Genomic DNA, 12,865 nt, shown 5'->3' on the forward strand with positions numbered 1-12,865 from the left:
TCATGCGTCCCCTCGGGCCAGGAAACGGCCATGCGGCCGCTCATCGCTTTCGGAAATCTCCATTCCCCGCAGCCAGGTCCGCTGGACTCTCCCGGCCAGCCGGCGGCCGTCGTACGGCGTGATCGGGTGCTTGTGCAGGAGTCGCGCAGCCTCGACCACCAGTGATTCCTCCACGCCAAAGGCGCAGAGATCCGCATCGTACCCCAGCGCGATGCGCCCCTTGCGACGGAATCCGGCAACCTCCGCCGGCCGGACCGCCAACCAGCGCACGACGTCGGCCAGCGCGAAGCCGCGCGCACGGGCACCGGTCCAGATCGCCGGCAGTCCGAGCTGGAGCGACGCGATGCCGCCCCATGCCGCGCCGAAGTCGCCGGTGTCCAGGCGTTTCATGGCCGGCGGGCACGGTGAGTGATCGGAGCCGATGCCGTCGATCGTGCCCTCGGCGAGGCCCTGCCAGAGCGCCTCGCGGTTCGCGGCGGTACGGATCGGCGGGCAGCACTTGTACTGCGTCGCCCCGTCCGGGATCTCCTCGGCGGCGAACGTGAGGTAGTGCGGGCAGGTCTCCGCGGTGATCCTTACGCCGTTCGCGCGGGCCGCCGCGATCATCGGCAGGGCGCTCGCGCTGGACAGGTGCAGGATGTGCACCCGGCAGCCGGTCGTTCGCGCCAGCTCGATCACCCGCGCGATCGCCCGGTCCTCCGCTTCTGGCGGTCTCGAAGCGAGGAACGCGGCGTACGAACGGCCGTCCGGCACCGGCGCGTGGTCGATCGTCGACGCGTCCTCGGCATGGACGATCAGCAGGCCGTCGAACGTCGCCAGCTCCCGCATCGCGGCCTCGACACCCGCGGCGTCCAGCGGCGGGAACTCGTCGACGCCGGAGTGCAGCAGGAAGCACTTGAAGCCGAACACCCCGGCGTCGTGCAACGGCTTCAACGACGCGACGTTCCCCGGCACGGCGCCGCCCCAGAAGCCGACGTCGACGTACGCCTGGTCGCGCGCCGCCGCCTGCTTGGCCTCGAGCGCGGCGACGTCGACGGTCGGCGGGATCGAGTTCAGCGGCATGTCGACGATCGTGGTGACTCCCCCGGCGGCGGCCGCGCGGGTCGCCGTCGCGAAGCCCTCCCACTCGGTGCGTCCCGGCTCGTTCACGTGGACGTGGGTGTCGACCAGCCCGGGCAGCAGAACGACGTCGGTGCCGAGCTCGATCGCCAGGTCGAGCGTGCCGTACTCCACGATCGCCGCGATCTGTCCGTCCCGGATGCCAAGGTCGCAAGACCGCTCGGCACCGTCGACGATCGCGCGGCGGGCGCCGATGACGAGGTCGTACGTCATCGCGGGTTGGCGAGCGCGGCTAGCTTCTTGGCGTCCAGCCCGGTGCGCTCGTGCACCTCGCCGTCGTCCAGCGCGCCGCAGTTCAGGCCCCTACGCAGGAACCCGGCGAGCGCGGCGGCGGTCGCCGGCTCGTCCAGGAAGCCGGACGCCTGGCGCCCCACGTACGCTCTTAGTCGGTCTGCCGCTTCGGGGAATCCCGAACGGAAGAAGGCGAAAGTCGCGACGTATCGCGTCGGCAGCTGCCCGGGATGCAGGTCCCAGCCCTGATAGAAACCGCGCGCGAGCGAACGAAGCACCAGCCTCAGGTGCTCGCGCAAGGCGGCCTTGACAGCTTGGTCGTCGCCGATCGGGAGCCGGTTCGTCGAGCCGTCGGACAGCCGTACGCCGGTGCCCGCGGCCGCCGCCTGCATGACGGACTTCGCGTAGTCGGCGCCGGGGTGGTCGAGGCTCTGGTGCGCGGCGGCGATGCCCAGCGCCGCCGAGTAGTCGTAGGTCCCGTAGTGCAGGCCGGTGCAGCGCCCCTCGGCGGCATGGATCAGCCTTGCGACCGGAACGGTGCCGTCGGCGGCGACGATCGCCTGCGGCAGCTCGATCTGGAGCTCGAACGCGAGCCGCGATATGCCGTGCTTGGCCTCCATCGCCTTGCACACCTGGACCATCGCCTCGACCTGCTCGACCGCGCTCACCTTCGGCAAGGTGACGACGAACCCGCTCGGCGGCGGCCAGTCGTGGGTGAACGTGCCGAGGAACAGGTCGAGCGTCTTCAAGCCCCGCTTGCGCGTCGCGAGCTCGAGGGACTTGAACCGGATGCCGGTGAACGGGGTACGCGTACCGCCGGCGAGCGCGTGCGCGGCGTCGGTCGCGGCCCGGTCCTCCTCGTCGTCGGGACGGTTGCCGTACCCGTCCTCGAAGTCGATGCGCAGGTCCTCGATCGGCTCGCGTTCGAGCTTGGCCCGTACCCTTCCCAGGACCTGGGCGACGACGAGCGGGTCGAGGCCGAGCTCCTGGGTCGCGTCGACGATCGACCGGCCGTGCGCCTTGAGCAGGTCGCGGGCAGCGGCGCCCCACTCGCCGACGATGCCGCCGTGGTACTGGTCCGCGGGGATGTAGACGGTGTGCACCGGTTGCCTGGTGCCGGGGTCGCCGGGGAACTGCTCGCGGAGCCGTTGGTCGACCGGGCGCAGGAGGTCGTCGAGTCGCTCGTCCAGCTCACCCATCGCCTATCCTCCCACACCGCGGCCCGACTGGGTCAGGGGCACCCTGGTCCCAACCTAGGGGACCAGGGTGCCCCCCACCCAGAAACCGCCGCGACCACCCTGGCTGGGCGCCGCGCTGGTGATCATGAACGTGATCATGAAGGCAAACCCGCCGTATACGACCAGTTTGGCTTCATGATCACGCTCATGATCACGCGGCGTGGTGGAACAGGCCGGAGACCAGTTCGCGCCGGCTGCGGACGCCGGTCTTCGCGAACACCGACTTGAGGTGGTCCTGCACGGTGTACGTCGAGATGGACAGCCGCTCGGCGAGCTCCTTGGTGTCGAGCCCGCTGACGACCAGGCGGACGAGCTCGCCCTCGCGAACGCTCAGCCCGTACGCGCGGGCGAGCAGCTCGAGGACCTCGTCGACGCCGGCTTGGCGGATCGTGACAGCAATCCCGCCGGCGCCGAGGCGGTCGGCCTCGATGACCGCGTACGTGCCGTCGTCCGCGCGGACGCGGGCCTTCACCGGTCGCGCGTAGCCGCGCTCGGCCGCGAGCAGCGAGCCGACGACGCCCCAGACGGGCGCGGGTACGGCCTCGCCGGCGCCGAGCGCGTCGCACCAGGCGCGCGCCGCGGCGGTCTGGTCGTACAGCCGCAGGTCGTCTCCGACCAGGAGAACGCCGGGCAGCCGTTCGGTCCGTTGAGTCTCGGTCGGGCGTACGGCATCGCGCCGCAACGGGGCGGCGAGCAGCCCGGAGACCGTACCCAGCAACGCTCGTTCGTCCTCGGAGAACGCGGGATCGCCCGCGCTGTTGAAGAACATCACCGAGCCCCAGACACCGCTGCCGTCGGCGACCAGCACGCGCAGCTCGTCGCTGATCCCGAGCGGCTCGTAGATCTCCCGCCAGCGCACGGCTCGTTCCAGGTGGCCGCCGGTCGACTCCCGGAGAGTCACCGCACGAGTCTCGGCGCTCACCATGGCCGGCGTTGTGCTGAGGTCTCCGAGCCCGGCGTCGAGCACGATCAGCTTGGGGACCTCGCGATGGTGCTCGATCGGGTAGTCCCCGATGCCCGAGTAGCCGGTGAGCGAGTCGGGATCGACGCGCAGCGCGCACCACCGGTCGAACGTGAGCACGCGGCCGAGCTCGGCGACGGCCTCGAGCCAGAGCGTGTCGGCGTCGGCCGCTGACCCGGCCAGCCGCTCCACGCGCTCCAGCGCGCGGGCCCTCGCCCGATGACTCCCCATGGGACAAGGCTAGCTAAGTCCCAGCTTTGTGGGATGTCCCTGACCAGGGCGTCTTCCGCACCATGACCAGGTGACTACCGAACTGACCCGCAAAGTGTTCGCCGCCGTCGACGCGCTCGACAGCGACGCCCTACTCGCGCTGTTGGCGCCGAACGCCGTTCAGGTGTTCGGCAACCAGGAGCCGCTGATCGGCCACGCCGAGATCGGCGCCGCGAACAAGGCGTTCACCACGATGGTCGCCGGCGTCCGGCACCAGATCACCCGCGAGTGGTACCAGGGCAACGACGCGATCGTCGAGACCAACGTGACGTACCACCGCCTCGACGGCGGCTTCGTCAACCTCCCCGTCGTGTCGATCTACCGCACCGACGAGAACGGCCTGATCGAGGACTACCGCGTCTTCTACGACCCGTCGCCGGTCTTCGCCCCCGCGAACGAGCAGGCATAGGCCCGATGGCCTACAGACCCAGCGCGTGGCGGAGTCCGTCTGCCACGCGCTCCATCGTCGGAGGACTCAACGCACCAGCGTCGTCGACGATCTCGTCGTTCCACAGTTGCATCACTTCGTCACAGAGCACCCGGCCGACCAACGGGTCGTCTGGACCAAGTTCCACAATCGAGGGAAGAGAAGGCTTCGAGCTCGTCGTGACGCGTGCCGCGAGCACGCTGTCCATGGCCTCGTTGCGGCGATTGTTGGAGACGATCAGATAGGGCTTACGCCCCACCTGCTCATCGAGAACTGCCCACACCATTCGGCCTCGACCTGCTGCCCTCATGTCTCGTCTCGATCAAGATGGTGCCGACGCGTACGGCGCCGCAGGGCGGCCACGTACTCCCGCTCATCTGCCGACTCGTAAGAGGCAGCGAGCTTGGCATATCCCTTCGCGAGTGCCTCGTCCCTCAATCGCTCGAGACCAAGCGTGAGGACCGCGTGAAGAATCGCTGCATCGCTGTTGAACTCACTGACACCAAGATGCTCCCGTAGGAGCTGCTGCCACGCGCTCTCGCGATCGCGAAGCACCTTGAGATCGGCGACGTCGCGTTCGGTAAGCGGGACGCTTGCGCGCCGGGCGGCGTTCGACATACACCTAGCGTGAAGCACTAAAGTGCGGCAGTCAAGTGCAGCATCCGAGCGCTGCACTTGACGCGACAGATCAGTCGATCAGCGCGTACGCCGGGATCGTCAGGAAGTCCTCGTAGTCGTCGGCGAGGGCGACCTGCTCGAAGAGCTGGCGGGCCTGGGCGAAGCGCTGCTCGTCGAACGCGTCGCCGTATGACGCGCGGATCTTCGCCAGTTCCTCGTCGCCGATCTGGCGGACCAGGTCGGCGGTGACGACGGCGCCGGTGTCGAGCTTCACGTCGTTGCGGATCCACTGCCAGATCTGCGACCGGGAGATCTCGGCGGTGGCCGCGTCCTCCATGAGGTTGAAGATCGCCACCGCGCCGTTGCCGCCGAGCCAGGCCGCGAGGTACTGCAGGGCCACGGAGACGTTGTTGCGCAGCCCCGCCTCGGTCACGTCGCCCGGCGTCGCCTTGATGTCGAGCAGCTGGTCCGCGGTCACGGACACCTCGGAGCGGAGCCGCGCGAGCTGGTTCGGCGACGACCCGAGCGCAGCGTCGAAGACCTCCTTGCAGATCGGCACCAGGTCGGGGTGCGCGACCCAGGATCCGTCGAAGCCGTCGCCGGCCTCACGTTCCTTGTCCGCACGCACCTTCGCCAGCGCCTGCTCGGTGACCTCCGGGTCCTTCCGGGTCGGGATGAACGCGGCCATCCCGCCCATCGCGAACGCCCCGCGCTTGTGGCACGTCCGGACGAGCAGTTCGGTGTACGCGCGCATGCACGGCGCGGTCATCGTGACCGCGTTCCGCTCCGGCAGGATGAAGTCGGCACCGGCGTCGCGGAAGTTCTTGATGATGCTGAACAGGTAGTCCCAGCGGCCCGCGTTCAGCCCCGACATGTGCGTACGGAGCTCGTAGAGGATCTCCTCCATCTCGAACGCCGCCGGGATCGTCTCGATCAGCACCGTCGCGCGCACGGTCCCGTCCGCAATCCCCAACGTGGACTCGGCGAACGAGAACACGTCGTTCCACAGCCGGGCCTCGAGGTGGCTCTCCATCTTCGGCAGATAGAAGTACGGCCCACTCCCCCGCGACAGCAGCTCGGCCGCGTTGTGGAAGAAGTGCAGGCCGAAGTCGACCAGGGCCCCCACGACAGGGCGCCCGTCGACGAGCACATGCCGCTCGTCGAGGTGCCAGCCGCGCGGCCGCACCACGATCGTCGCCAACGGCCCGTCGGAGCGGAGGGCGTACGACTTGTCCCCCTGCGAGAACGAGATCGTGCGGCGGACCGCGTCGTACAGGTTGACCTGCCCGGACACGACGTTCGCCCAGTGCGGGGTGTTCGCGTCCTCGAGGTCGGCAAGCCAGACGTTCGCGCCGGAGTTCAGCGCGTTGATAGTCATCTTCCGCTCGGTCGGGCCGGTGATCTCCACCCGCCGGTCCGTCAACGCCGGCGGCGCCTCCGCGACGCGCCACGACGGGTCCGAACGTACGGACGCCGTCTCCGGCAGGAAGTCGAGGCGACCGGTACGCGCGATCTCCTCGCGCCGCGCCCGCCGCCGTTCGAGCAGCTCGTCTCGCCGCGCGCCGAACCGCGACTGCAACTCGCCCACGAACGCCAACGCCTCCGGCGTCAGGATCTCCTCGGAACGGTCGACGGGACCACCCGTCACCTCGACACCAGCCATCAAGCAGTCCTCCTATTTGCCAGCAGCGGAACGAACGGCGGCCGCCACCGCCGGCGCGACGGCGGCGTCGAACACGCTCGGGATGATGTAGCTCGGGTTCAGTTCTTCCGGCTTCACCGCGTTGGCGATCGCGGACGCCGCGGCGATCAGCATCTGGTCGTTGATCTCGTGCGCGCCCGCGTCGAGCAGGCCGCGGAACACGCCGGGGAACGCGAGCACGTTGTTGATCTGGTTCGGGAAGTCCGACCGGCCGGTCGCGACGACCGTCGCGTGCAGCCGGGCCGCCAGCGGGTCGACCTCGGGGTCCGGGTTGGCCAGCGCGAACACGACCGCTTCCGACGCCATCGTCGCGATGTCGTCACCGTTCAGGATGTTCGCGCCCGAGACGCCGATGAACACGTCCGCGCCGGACAGCGCCGCCTTGAGCGTGCCGTCGAAGCGCGCCTCGTTCGTGTTGTCCGCGATCCAGGTACGGAACTCGTCCCGGCCGCTCTGGTCGCGGTGCACCGCGCCCTTCCGGTCGCACGCGATGATGTCGCGAGCGCCCTCGGCGAGCAGCAGCCGGATGATCGCGTGACCGGCGGCGCCGACGCCAGAGATCACGATCTTGATGTCCTCGAGCCGCTTGGAGACCACCCGCAGCGCGTTCGTCAGCGCGGCGAGAACGACAATCGCGGTGCCGTGCTGGTCGTCGTGGAAGACCGGGATGTCGAGCATCTCCCGCAGCCGGCGCTCGACCTCGAAGCAGCGCGGCGCCGAGATGTCCTCGAGGTTGACCCCGCCGTACACCGGGGCCAGCAGCTGGACCGTCCGGACGATCTCGTCGGTGTCCTGAGTGTCCAGGCAGACCGGCCACGCGTCGACGTTCGCGAACCGCTTGAACAGCGCGGCCTTGCCCTCCATCACCGGCAGCGCGGCGGCCGGACCGATGTTGCCGAGGCCGAGAACGGCAGACCCGTCGGTCACGACCGCGACCGTGTTGCGCTTGATCGTGAGGCGGCGGGCGTCGTCGGGGTTCTCCGCGATCGCCATGCAGACGCGCGCGACGCCCGGTGTGTACGCGCGGGACAGGTCGTCGCGGTTCTTCAGTTGCACCCGCGGCGTCACCTCGAGCTTGCCGCCGAGGTGGATGAGGAACGTCCGGTCGCTGACCTTGCGGACCTTGAAGCCGTCCAGATCGCCGAGCGCCTTGGTGATCGTGTCGGCGTGTGCGACGTCGACGGCGTCGCAGGTCACGTCGATGACGACGTGATCGTGGCGCGACTCGACGACGTCGAGCGCGGTGAGCGCGCCGCCGGCCGTACTCACGGCGGCGGACAACTGTGCGGTGGCCGTGGCGGAGGCAGGGGCCTCGACGCGGACGGTGATCGCGTACCCGGGACTCGGAGCTGGCATCAGCCTCAAACCATCCTGTCGGTTTCTACGTTGTGGATGCTAACTTCCAGGAAGCGAAAGAAGCAAGGCCCGCGATCATCGACACCGCGAGGTCCCACGTCTAGGCTTCGCCACTGGGAAGACCAACAAACCTAGCCGGAGGTCGGATGGCTGCGAAGGCGGGCAGCGTGCAGTCGCTCGAGCGCTCGTTCGAGCTGCTCGAGCACATGGCCGACGCCGGCGGCGAGGTCGCGCTGAGCCAGCTCGCGACCGTCTCCGGACTCCCGCTGCCGACGATCCACCGGCTGATGCGCACGCTGGTCAACCTCGGGTACGTACGCCAGGAGCCGTCGCGCCGTTATGCGCTCGGGCCGCGGCTGATCCGGCTCGGCGAGACCGCCAGCCGGCTGCTCGGGAGCTGGGCCCGCCCCCACCTCGCCGAGCTCGTCGACACCCTCGGCGAGACCGCCAACCTCGCGATGCTCGACGGCGACGAGATCGTCTACATCGCCCAGGTCCCGTCGCGGCACTCGATGCGGATGTTCACCGAGGTCGGCCGCCGCGTCTCCCCGCACTGCACCGGCGTCGGCAAGGTGCTACTCGCGCGGCTGCCGAACGACCAGGTGAAGTCGCTGCTCGCCCGGACTGGGATGCCCGCGATGACGCCGCACACGATCACCGGCATCCGCAAGTTCCTCGCCGCGCTGGACCAGGTCCGCGCGGACGGGTACGCGGTCGACGAGGGCGAGCAGGAGGTCGGCGTCCGCTGCGTCGCCGTCCACATCCCGGGCGCACCGACGCTCACCGCGATCTCGATCTCGGGGCCGGCGGGGCGGATGACCGACGACGCGGTCCAGCAGGCGGTGCCCGTGCTGCTGCGGGTGGCACGCGAGCTGGGTGCGGAGATCTCGTACCAGGAGTCGACGGCGTGAGCGACCTGGGGAAGCTGCGGCGCGAGCTCGAGGACCTGCTCGGCGCTGACGGCGTGATCAGCGACCCGGTGCAGCTGCGGACGTACGAGTGCGACGGGCTCGCGGGCTACCGGGTCACGCCGTCGCTGGTCGTGCTGCCCACGACGTCGGAGCAGGTCGCGGAGAGCGTCGCCGCCGCGCATCGCGCCGGCGTCCCGTTCGTCGCCCGCGGCGCGGGGACGGGCCTGTCCGGCGGCGCGCTCCCCGTGGCCGAGGGCATCGTGATCGGTCTGCAGCGGATGCGCGCGATCCTCGAGATCGACCCGGTCAACCGGCGCGCGGTCGTCGAGCCCGGCGTCACGAACCTCGCGATCAGCAAGGCCGCGGCACCGTACGACCTCTACTACGCGCCCGACCCGTCCAGCCAGCAGGTGTGCACGATCGGCGGGAACGTCGCGGAGAACTCCGGCGGCGCGCACTGCCTGAAGTACGGCTTCACCACCAACCACGTGCTCGCGATGGAGGTCGTGCTCCCCGACGGCACCCGCACCTGGCTCGGCGGCCCGTCGCCCGAGGTCGCCGGCCCCGATCTGCGCGGCGTCGTGATCGGCTCGGAGGGCACGGTCGCGCTGGTGACGAAGGTGGTCGTCCGGCTGCTGCGCAAGCCCGAGTCCGTACGTACGCTGCTCGCCGACTTCCCCTCGATCGAGCAGGCCGGCGACACCGTCACCGACGTGATCGGCGCGGGGATCGTGCCGGCGGCGATGGAGATCATGGACCAGCTCGCGATCGAGGCGTCCGAGGCAGCGGTCGGCGCCGGCTACACGCTCGACACCCCGGCGGCGCTGGTCGTCGAGCTGGACGGGCCGAACGAGGAGTGCGCGCTGCTGTTCGACGCGGTGCGCGAGATCTGCCAGCGCAACGGGACGACGAAGATCCGCGTCGCCGCCGACGACGCCGAACGGTTGATGATCTGGACCGGACGCAAGGCGGCGTTCGCGGCGGTCGGCCGGATCAGCCCGGACTACTTCGTGCAGGACGGCGTCGTCCCGCGGACCCGGCTCGCCGAGGCGCTGTCGCGGATCGGCGCGATGGGCCGCGCGGCGGGCATCCGGGTCGCGAACGTGTTCCACGCCGGCGACGGCAACCTGCATCCGCTGGTGCTCTACAGCGAGGAGGCGGGCGAGCACGGCCGCGCCGAGAAGCTGTCGAAGGAGATCGCCGAACTCTGTGTGGAGCTTGGCGGTTCGCTGTCCGGCGAGCACGGGATCGGGACCGACAAGGCGTGCTCGATGCCGACGATGTTCACCGAGGACGACCTCGCGACGATGGACAAGGTGAGGCGCGCGTTCGACCCGGAGAACCTCTGCAACCCGGGCAAGCTGCTGCCGACGCCGCGGCTGTGCGGCGAACGTCCGGGCAAGTACCGACCCCACCCGTTGGAGCAGGCCGGTGTCATCGACCGCCTCTGAAACCACCCCACGAAATCGCTCCGTCGCCAGAACGGTGCCGTCGCCATGACAGGCCACGATTCCGCGGGGACCCCGGAAAGGCAGCTTCGTCCTACCGACCTGCGGTCCGCGCGCGACCTGCTCCTCGCGGCGGCTAAGGACGGGCTGCGACTGGGCATCCGCGGCGGCGGCACCGCGCAGGGCTGGGGCGCGCCGCTGGAGCGGGTCGACGCGGTCGTCGACACGACGGGGATAGCCGACCTGCTCGCGTACAACCCGGCGGACATGACCGTCGCGGTCGGCGCAGGCATGCGGCTTCGCGACCTGCAGGCGAAACTCGACGGGCAGCGCGTCGCGCTCGATGCGGCGCGCATCCCCCATGGGGCAACGGTGGGTGGGCTGCTCGCGACCGGCGACGGCGGCCCGATCCGCCCGATATACGGGACGTTGCGCGACCTCGTCATCGGCGTCACCGTCGTGCTCGCCGACGGCACCGTCTCGCAGTCCGGTGGACATGTCATCAAGAACGTCGCGGGCTACGACCTCGCGAAGCTGTTCGCCGGCTCGCTCGGCACGTTCGGGCTCATCACCGAGGTCGTGCTGCGCGTCCACCCCTTGCCGGAGGCCTCGGGGACGGTGGCGGTGGCGTGCGACGCGCCGACCGCGTTCGAACGCGTCACCGACCTGCTGGGCTCGACGATGGAACCCGTCTCGGTGGACTGGATCGACGGTCGCCTGCTGGTCCGGGTCGAGGGCACCGAGCAGAGTGTTCGCCACCGGCTCGGCGTGATCGCGACCGTCACCGGCGGCGAGCCGGCGGACGACGCGGCGTGGGACGAGGTCGCCGACGTCGTGTACGGCGCCGAAGGAGACACGATCCTGCGCGCCGGGACCCGGCCGGATCGCTTTCCCGCATTGGCGATGAGCCTTGCGTCCTTGGCCGCGCAGTACGACGTCAACGCGTCCTTGACATCGAGCGTCGGGATCGGCGTGCACACCGTACGGCTTCGCGGCGGCACCGCGGCCGCGCACGCGAACGTCTTGCAGGCTTGGCGTTCCGACGCGCAGTGTCAGGGTGGCAGCGTCACCGTGCACCGCCGCCTCGAAGGCGTCGACGAGCTCACCGCGTCGTGGGGCAAGGCGCCCGGCGCGGTGCACGTGCTGCAAGCGGTGAAGAAGGAGCTCGACCCCGACGCGCGGTTGTCCCCCGGCCGCTTCGCCCCCTGGTTCTAGGAGCTTGGATGACCGACGCGCTCGCTGTCGACTTCGGGAACTTCGACGAGCATCACCCGCCGTCGAAGGACCTGCTCGACGACTGCGTGCACTGCGGGTTCTGCCTGCCGACCTGCCCGACGTACGTGCTGTGGGGCGAGGAGATGGACTCGCCGCGGGGCCGCATCTACCTGATGAACCTCGTGCACGAGGGCGCGGCCACGTTCGACGACACGCTCACCACGCACTTCGACCGCTGCCTCGGCTGCATGGCGTGCGTGACGTCGTGCCCGTCGGGCGTGCAGTACGACCGGCTGATCGAGACCATGCGGCCGCAGATCGAGCGGAATCACTCGCGTGGGAAGGGCGATCGGCTGTTCCGGCGGCTGGTGTTCTCGCTGTTCCCGTACCCGAACCGGCTGCGCGTCGCGGCGCTCGGCGGCATCGCGTACCAGCGACTGCGGATCGGCAAGCTGCTCAGGAGGATCGGGCTACTCGACCGGCTCCCGAAGCGGCTGCAGGCGCTGGAGGCGCTGCTGCCGGACGTACGGCTGCGCGACCTCGCCGCCCGCGCGCCGGAACGCGTCGCGGCGGTAGGCACGCCGCGGAAGCGGGTCGCGATGCTGGCCGGCTGCGTGCAGCAGGTGTTCTTCAACCCGGTGAACGCCGCGACCGTGCGGGTGCTCGCCGCCGAGGGGTGCGACGTGTTCGTCCCCGTCGAGCAGGACTGCTGCGGCGCGCTGTCCACGCACACCGGACGGGAGCCCGAAGGACTGGCGCGGGCGCGGCGGACGATCGACGTGTTCGAGCACTACGACGTGGACGCGATCGTGGTGAACGTCGCCGGCTGCGGCTCGACGATGAAGGACTACGGCGTGCTGCTCGCCGACGATCCTCGCTACGCCGAACGCGCCGCGGCGTTCTCGGCGAAGGTGCGCGACGTCACCGAGGTGCTGGCGGAACTGCCGCCGCAGGCCGCGCGGCATCCGATCCCGGCGCGGGTGGCGTACCACGACGCCTGCCACCTCGGGCACGCACAGAAGGTGCGATCCCAGCCGCGAGCGGTGCTGCGGACGATCCCCGAGCTGACCGTCGTCGACCTGCCGGAGGCCGAGCTGTGCTGCGGTTCGGCCGGCGTCTACAACCTGCTCGAGCCCGAGGCGGCGAACGACCTCGGCGAACGGAAGGCGGCGAACGTACGGTCGGTCCAACCGGACGCGGTCGCGACGGCCAACCCCGGTTGCCTGTTGCAGCTCCGCAAACACCTCGGCGAGGACGAGCTCCCACTGTTCCACCCGGTCGAGCTGATCGACGCCTCGATCCGCGGCGTCAACCCGCTGGCCTGATCACCGGGTGCCGGGTGCCGTGTCAGGGCGGTGACACGGCCGTG

Annotated in this window: 12 protein-coding genes; 5 read left to right on the forward strand and 7 right to left on the reverse strand. The window is 70.1% G+C overall.

Going from position 1 to position 12,865, the window contains the following annotated elements; translation table 11 throughout:
• The 3 genes from allB to JOD67_RS27885 all read right to left on the reverse strand — a co-directional run bounded on the left by allB (position 1) and on the right by JOD67_RS27885 (position 3,780).
• Complete coding sequence (gene allB / locus JOD67_RS27875) at positions 1-1,332, reverse strand: allantoinase AllB (RefSeq protein ID WP_205120673.1); 1,332 nt, start codon at positions 1,330-1,332, stop codon at positions 1-3.
• Positions 1,329-2,549 carry a DUF6986 family protein gene (locus tag JOD67_RS27880; RefSeq protein WP_205120674.1) on the reverse strand — a complete coding sequence of 407 codons (1,221 nt, stop codon included), beginning with the start codon at positions 2,547-2,549 and terminating at the stop codon, positions 1,329-1,331. Before JOD67_RS27880 ends, allB begins: the two co-directional genes overlap by 4 nt.
• Positions 2,550-2,739: 190 nt before the next feature.
• Positions 2,740-3,780 carry a helix-turn-helix transcriptional regulator gene (locus tag JOD67_RS27885; RefSeq protein ID WP_205120675.1) on the reverse strand — a complete coding sequence of 347 codons (1,041 nt, stop codon included), beginning with the start codon at positions 3,778-3,780 and terminating at the stop codon, positions 2,740-2,742.
• Positions 3,781-3,850: 70 nt separating this feature from the next.
• Here JOD67_RS27885 and JOD67_RS27890 point away from each other — a divergent pair, with 70 nt between their 5' ends.
• On the forward strand, positions 3,851-4,228 hold the full coding sequence (locus tag JOD67_RS27890) for a nuclear transport factor 2 family protein (RefSeq protein WP_205120676.1): 378 nt from the start codon (positions 3,851-3,853) through the stop codon (positions 4,226-4,228).
• A gap of 10 nt (positions 4,229-4,238) precedes the next feature.
• Here JOD67_RS27890 and JOD67_RS27895 read toward each other — a convergent pair whose 3' ends face one another.
• The 4 genes from JOD67_RS27895 to JOD67_RS27910 all read right to left on the reverse strand — a co-directional run bounded on the left by JOD67_RS27895 (position 4,239) and on the right by JOD67_RS27910 (position 7,922).
• A complete protein-coding gene (locus JOD67_RS27895; RefSeq protein ID WP_205120677.1) occupies positions 4,239-4,532 on the reverse strand; it encodes a type II toxin-antitoxin system PemK/MazF family toxin in 294 nt (97 codons plus the stop codon).
• A 20-nt stretch (positions 4,533-4,552) separates the two neighbouring features.
• Positions 4,553-4,864, reverse strand: a complete 312-nt coding sequence (locus JOD67_RS27900; protein WP_205120678.1) for a hypothetical protein — start codon at positions 4,862-4,864, stop codon at positions 4,553-4,555.
• A gap of 70 nt (positions 4,865-4,934) precedes the next feature.
• The gene (gene aceB / locus JOD67_RS27905; RefSeq protein WP_205120679.1) at positions 4,935-6,527 is read right to left on the reverse strand and encodes a malate synthase A; all 1,593 of its coding nucleotides are present in this window, start codon (positions 6,525-6,527) and stop codon (positions 4,935-4,937) included.
• Between the two features lie 12 nt (positions 6,528-6,539).
• Positions 6,540-7,922, reverse strand: a complete 1,383-nt coding sequence (locus tag JOD67_RS27910) for an NAD-dependent malic enzyme (protein WP_205120680.1) — start codon at positions 7,920-7,922, stop codon at positions 6,540-6,542.
• 146 nt (positions 7,923-8,068) lie between these two features.
• Between JOD67_RS27910 and JOD67_RS27915 the strand changes: the two genes are divergently transcribed.
• From JOD67_RS27915 to glcF, 4 genes are read left to right on the forward strand one after another with little or no spacing between them, the layout of a single operon-like run.
• Entirely contained in the window at positions 8,069-8,833 is a 765-nt protein-coding gene (locus JOD67_RS27915) for an IclR family transcriptional regulator (protein ID WP_205120681.1), read from the forward strand.
• Positions 8,830-10,284 carry an FAD-linked oxidase C-terminal domain-containing protein gene (locus tag JOD67_RS27920; RefSeq protein ID WP_205120682.1) on the forward strand — a complete coding sequence of 485 codons (1,455 nt, stop codon included), beginning with the start codon at positions 8,830-8,832 and terminating at the stop codon, positions 10,282-10,284. Before JOD67_RS27915 ends, JOD67_RS27920 begins: the two co-directional genes overlap by 4 nt.
• Before the next feature lie 45 nt (positions 10,285-10,329).
• Positions 10,330-11,496, forward strand: a complete 1,167-nt coding sequence (locus tag JOD67_RS27925) for an FAD-binding oxidoreductase (RefSeq protein WP_205120683.1) — start codon at positions 10,330-10,332, stop codon at positions 11,494-11,496.
• Positions 11,497-11,504: 8 nt separating this feature from the next.
• On the forward strand, positions 11,505-12,821 hold the full coding sequence (gene glcF / locus JOD67_RS27930; protein WP_205120684.1) for a glycolate oxidase subunit GlcF: 1,317 nt from the start codon (positions 11,505-11,507) through the stop codon (positions 12,819-12,821).
• The last annotated feature ends 44 nt before the right edge of the window (positions 12,822-12,865 follow it).

The organism is Tenggerimyces flavus (assembly GCF_016907715.1).
GTDB classification, from domain to species: Bacteria; Actinomycetota; Actinomycetes; order Propionibacteriales; family Actinopolymorphaceae; genus Tenggerimyces; species Tenggerimyces flavus.

What these genes read in the sequence shown, in the direction of transcription:
- allB (WP_205120673.1), bottom strand. Translation starts at nt 1,332, where the DNA reads ATGACGTACGACCTCGTCATCGGCGCCCGCCGCGCGATCGTCGACGGT.
- JOD67_RS27880 (WP_205120674.1), bottom strand. Translation starts at nt 2,549, where the DNA reads ATGGGTGAGCTGGACGAGCGACTCGACGACCTCCTGCGCCCGGTCGAC.
- JOD67_RS27885 (WP_205120675.1), bottom strand. Translation starts at nt 3,780, where the DNA reads ATGGGGAGTCATCGGGCGAGGGCCCGCGCGCTGGAGCGCGTGGAGCGG.
- JOD67_RS27895 (WP_205120677.1), bottom strand. Translation starts at nt 4,532, where the DNA reads ATGGTGTGGGCAGTTCTCGATGAGCAGGTGGGGCGTAAGCCCTATCTG.
- JOD67_RS27900 (WP_205120678.1), bottom strand. Translation starts at nt 4,864, where the DNA reads ATGTCGAACGCCGCCCGGCGCGCAAGCGTCCCGCTTACCGAACGCGAC.
- aceB (WP_205120679.1), bottom strand. Translation starts at nt 6,527, where the DNA reads ATGGCTGGTGTCGAGGTGACGGGTGGTCCCGTCGACCGTTCCGAGGAG.
- JOD67_RS27910 (WP_205120680.1), bottom strand. Translation starts at nt 7,922, where the DNA reads ATGCCAGCTCCGAGTCCCGGGTACGCGATCACCGTCCGCGTCGAGGCC.
- JOD67_RS27915 (WP_205120681.1), top strand. Translation starts at nt 8,069, where the DNA reads ATGGCTGCGAAGGCGGGCAGCGTGCAGTCGCTCGAGCGCTCGTTCGAG.
- JOD67_RS27925 (WP_205120683.1), top strand. Translation starts at nt 10,330, where the DNA reads ATGACAGGCCACGATTCCGCGGGGACCCCGGAAAGGCAGCTTCGTCCT.
- glcF (WP_205120684.1), top strand. Translation starts at nt 11,505, where the DNA reads ATGACCGACGCGCTCGCTGTCGACTTCGGGAACTTCGACGAGCATCAC.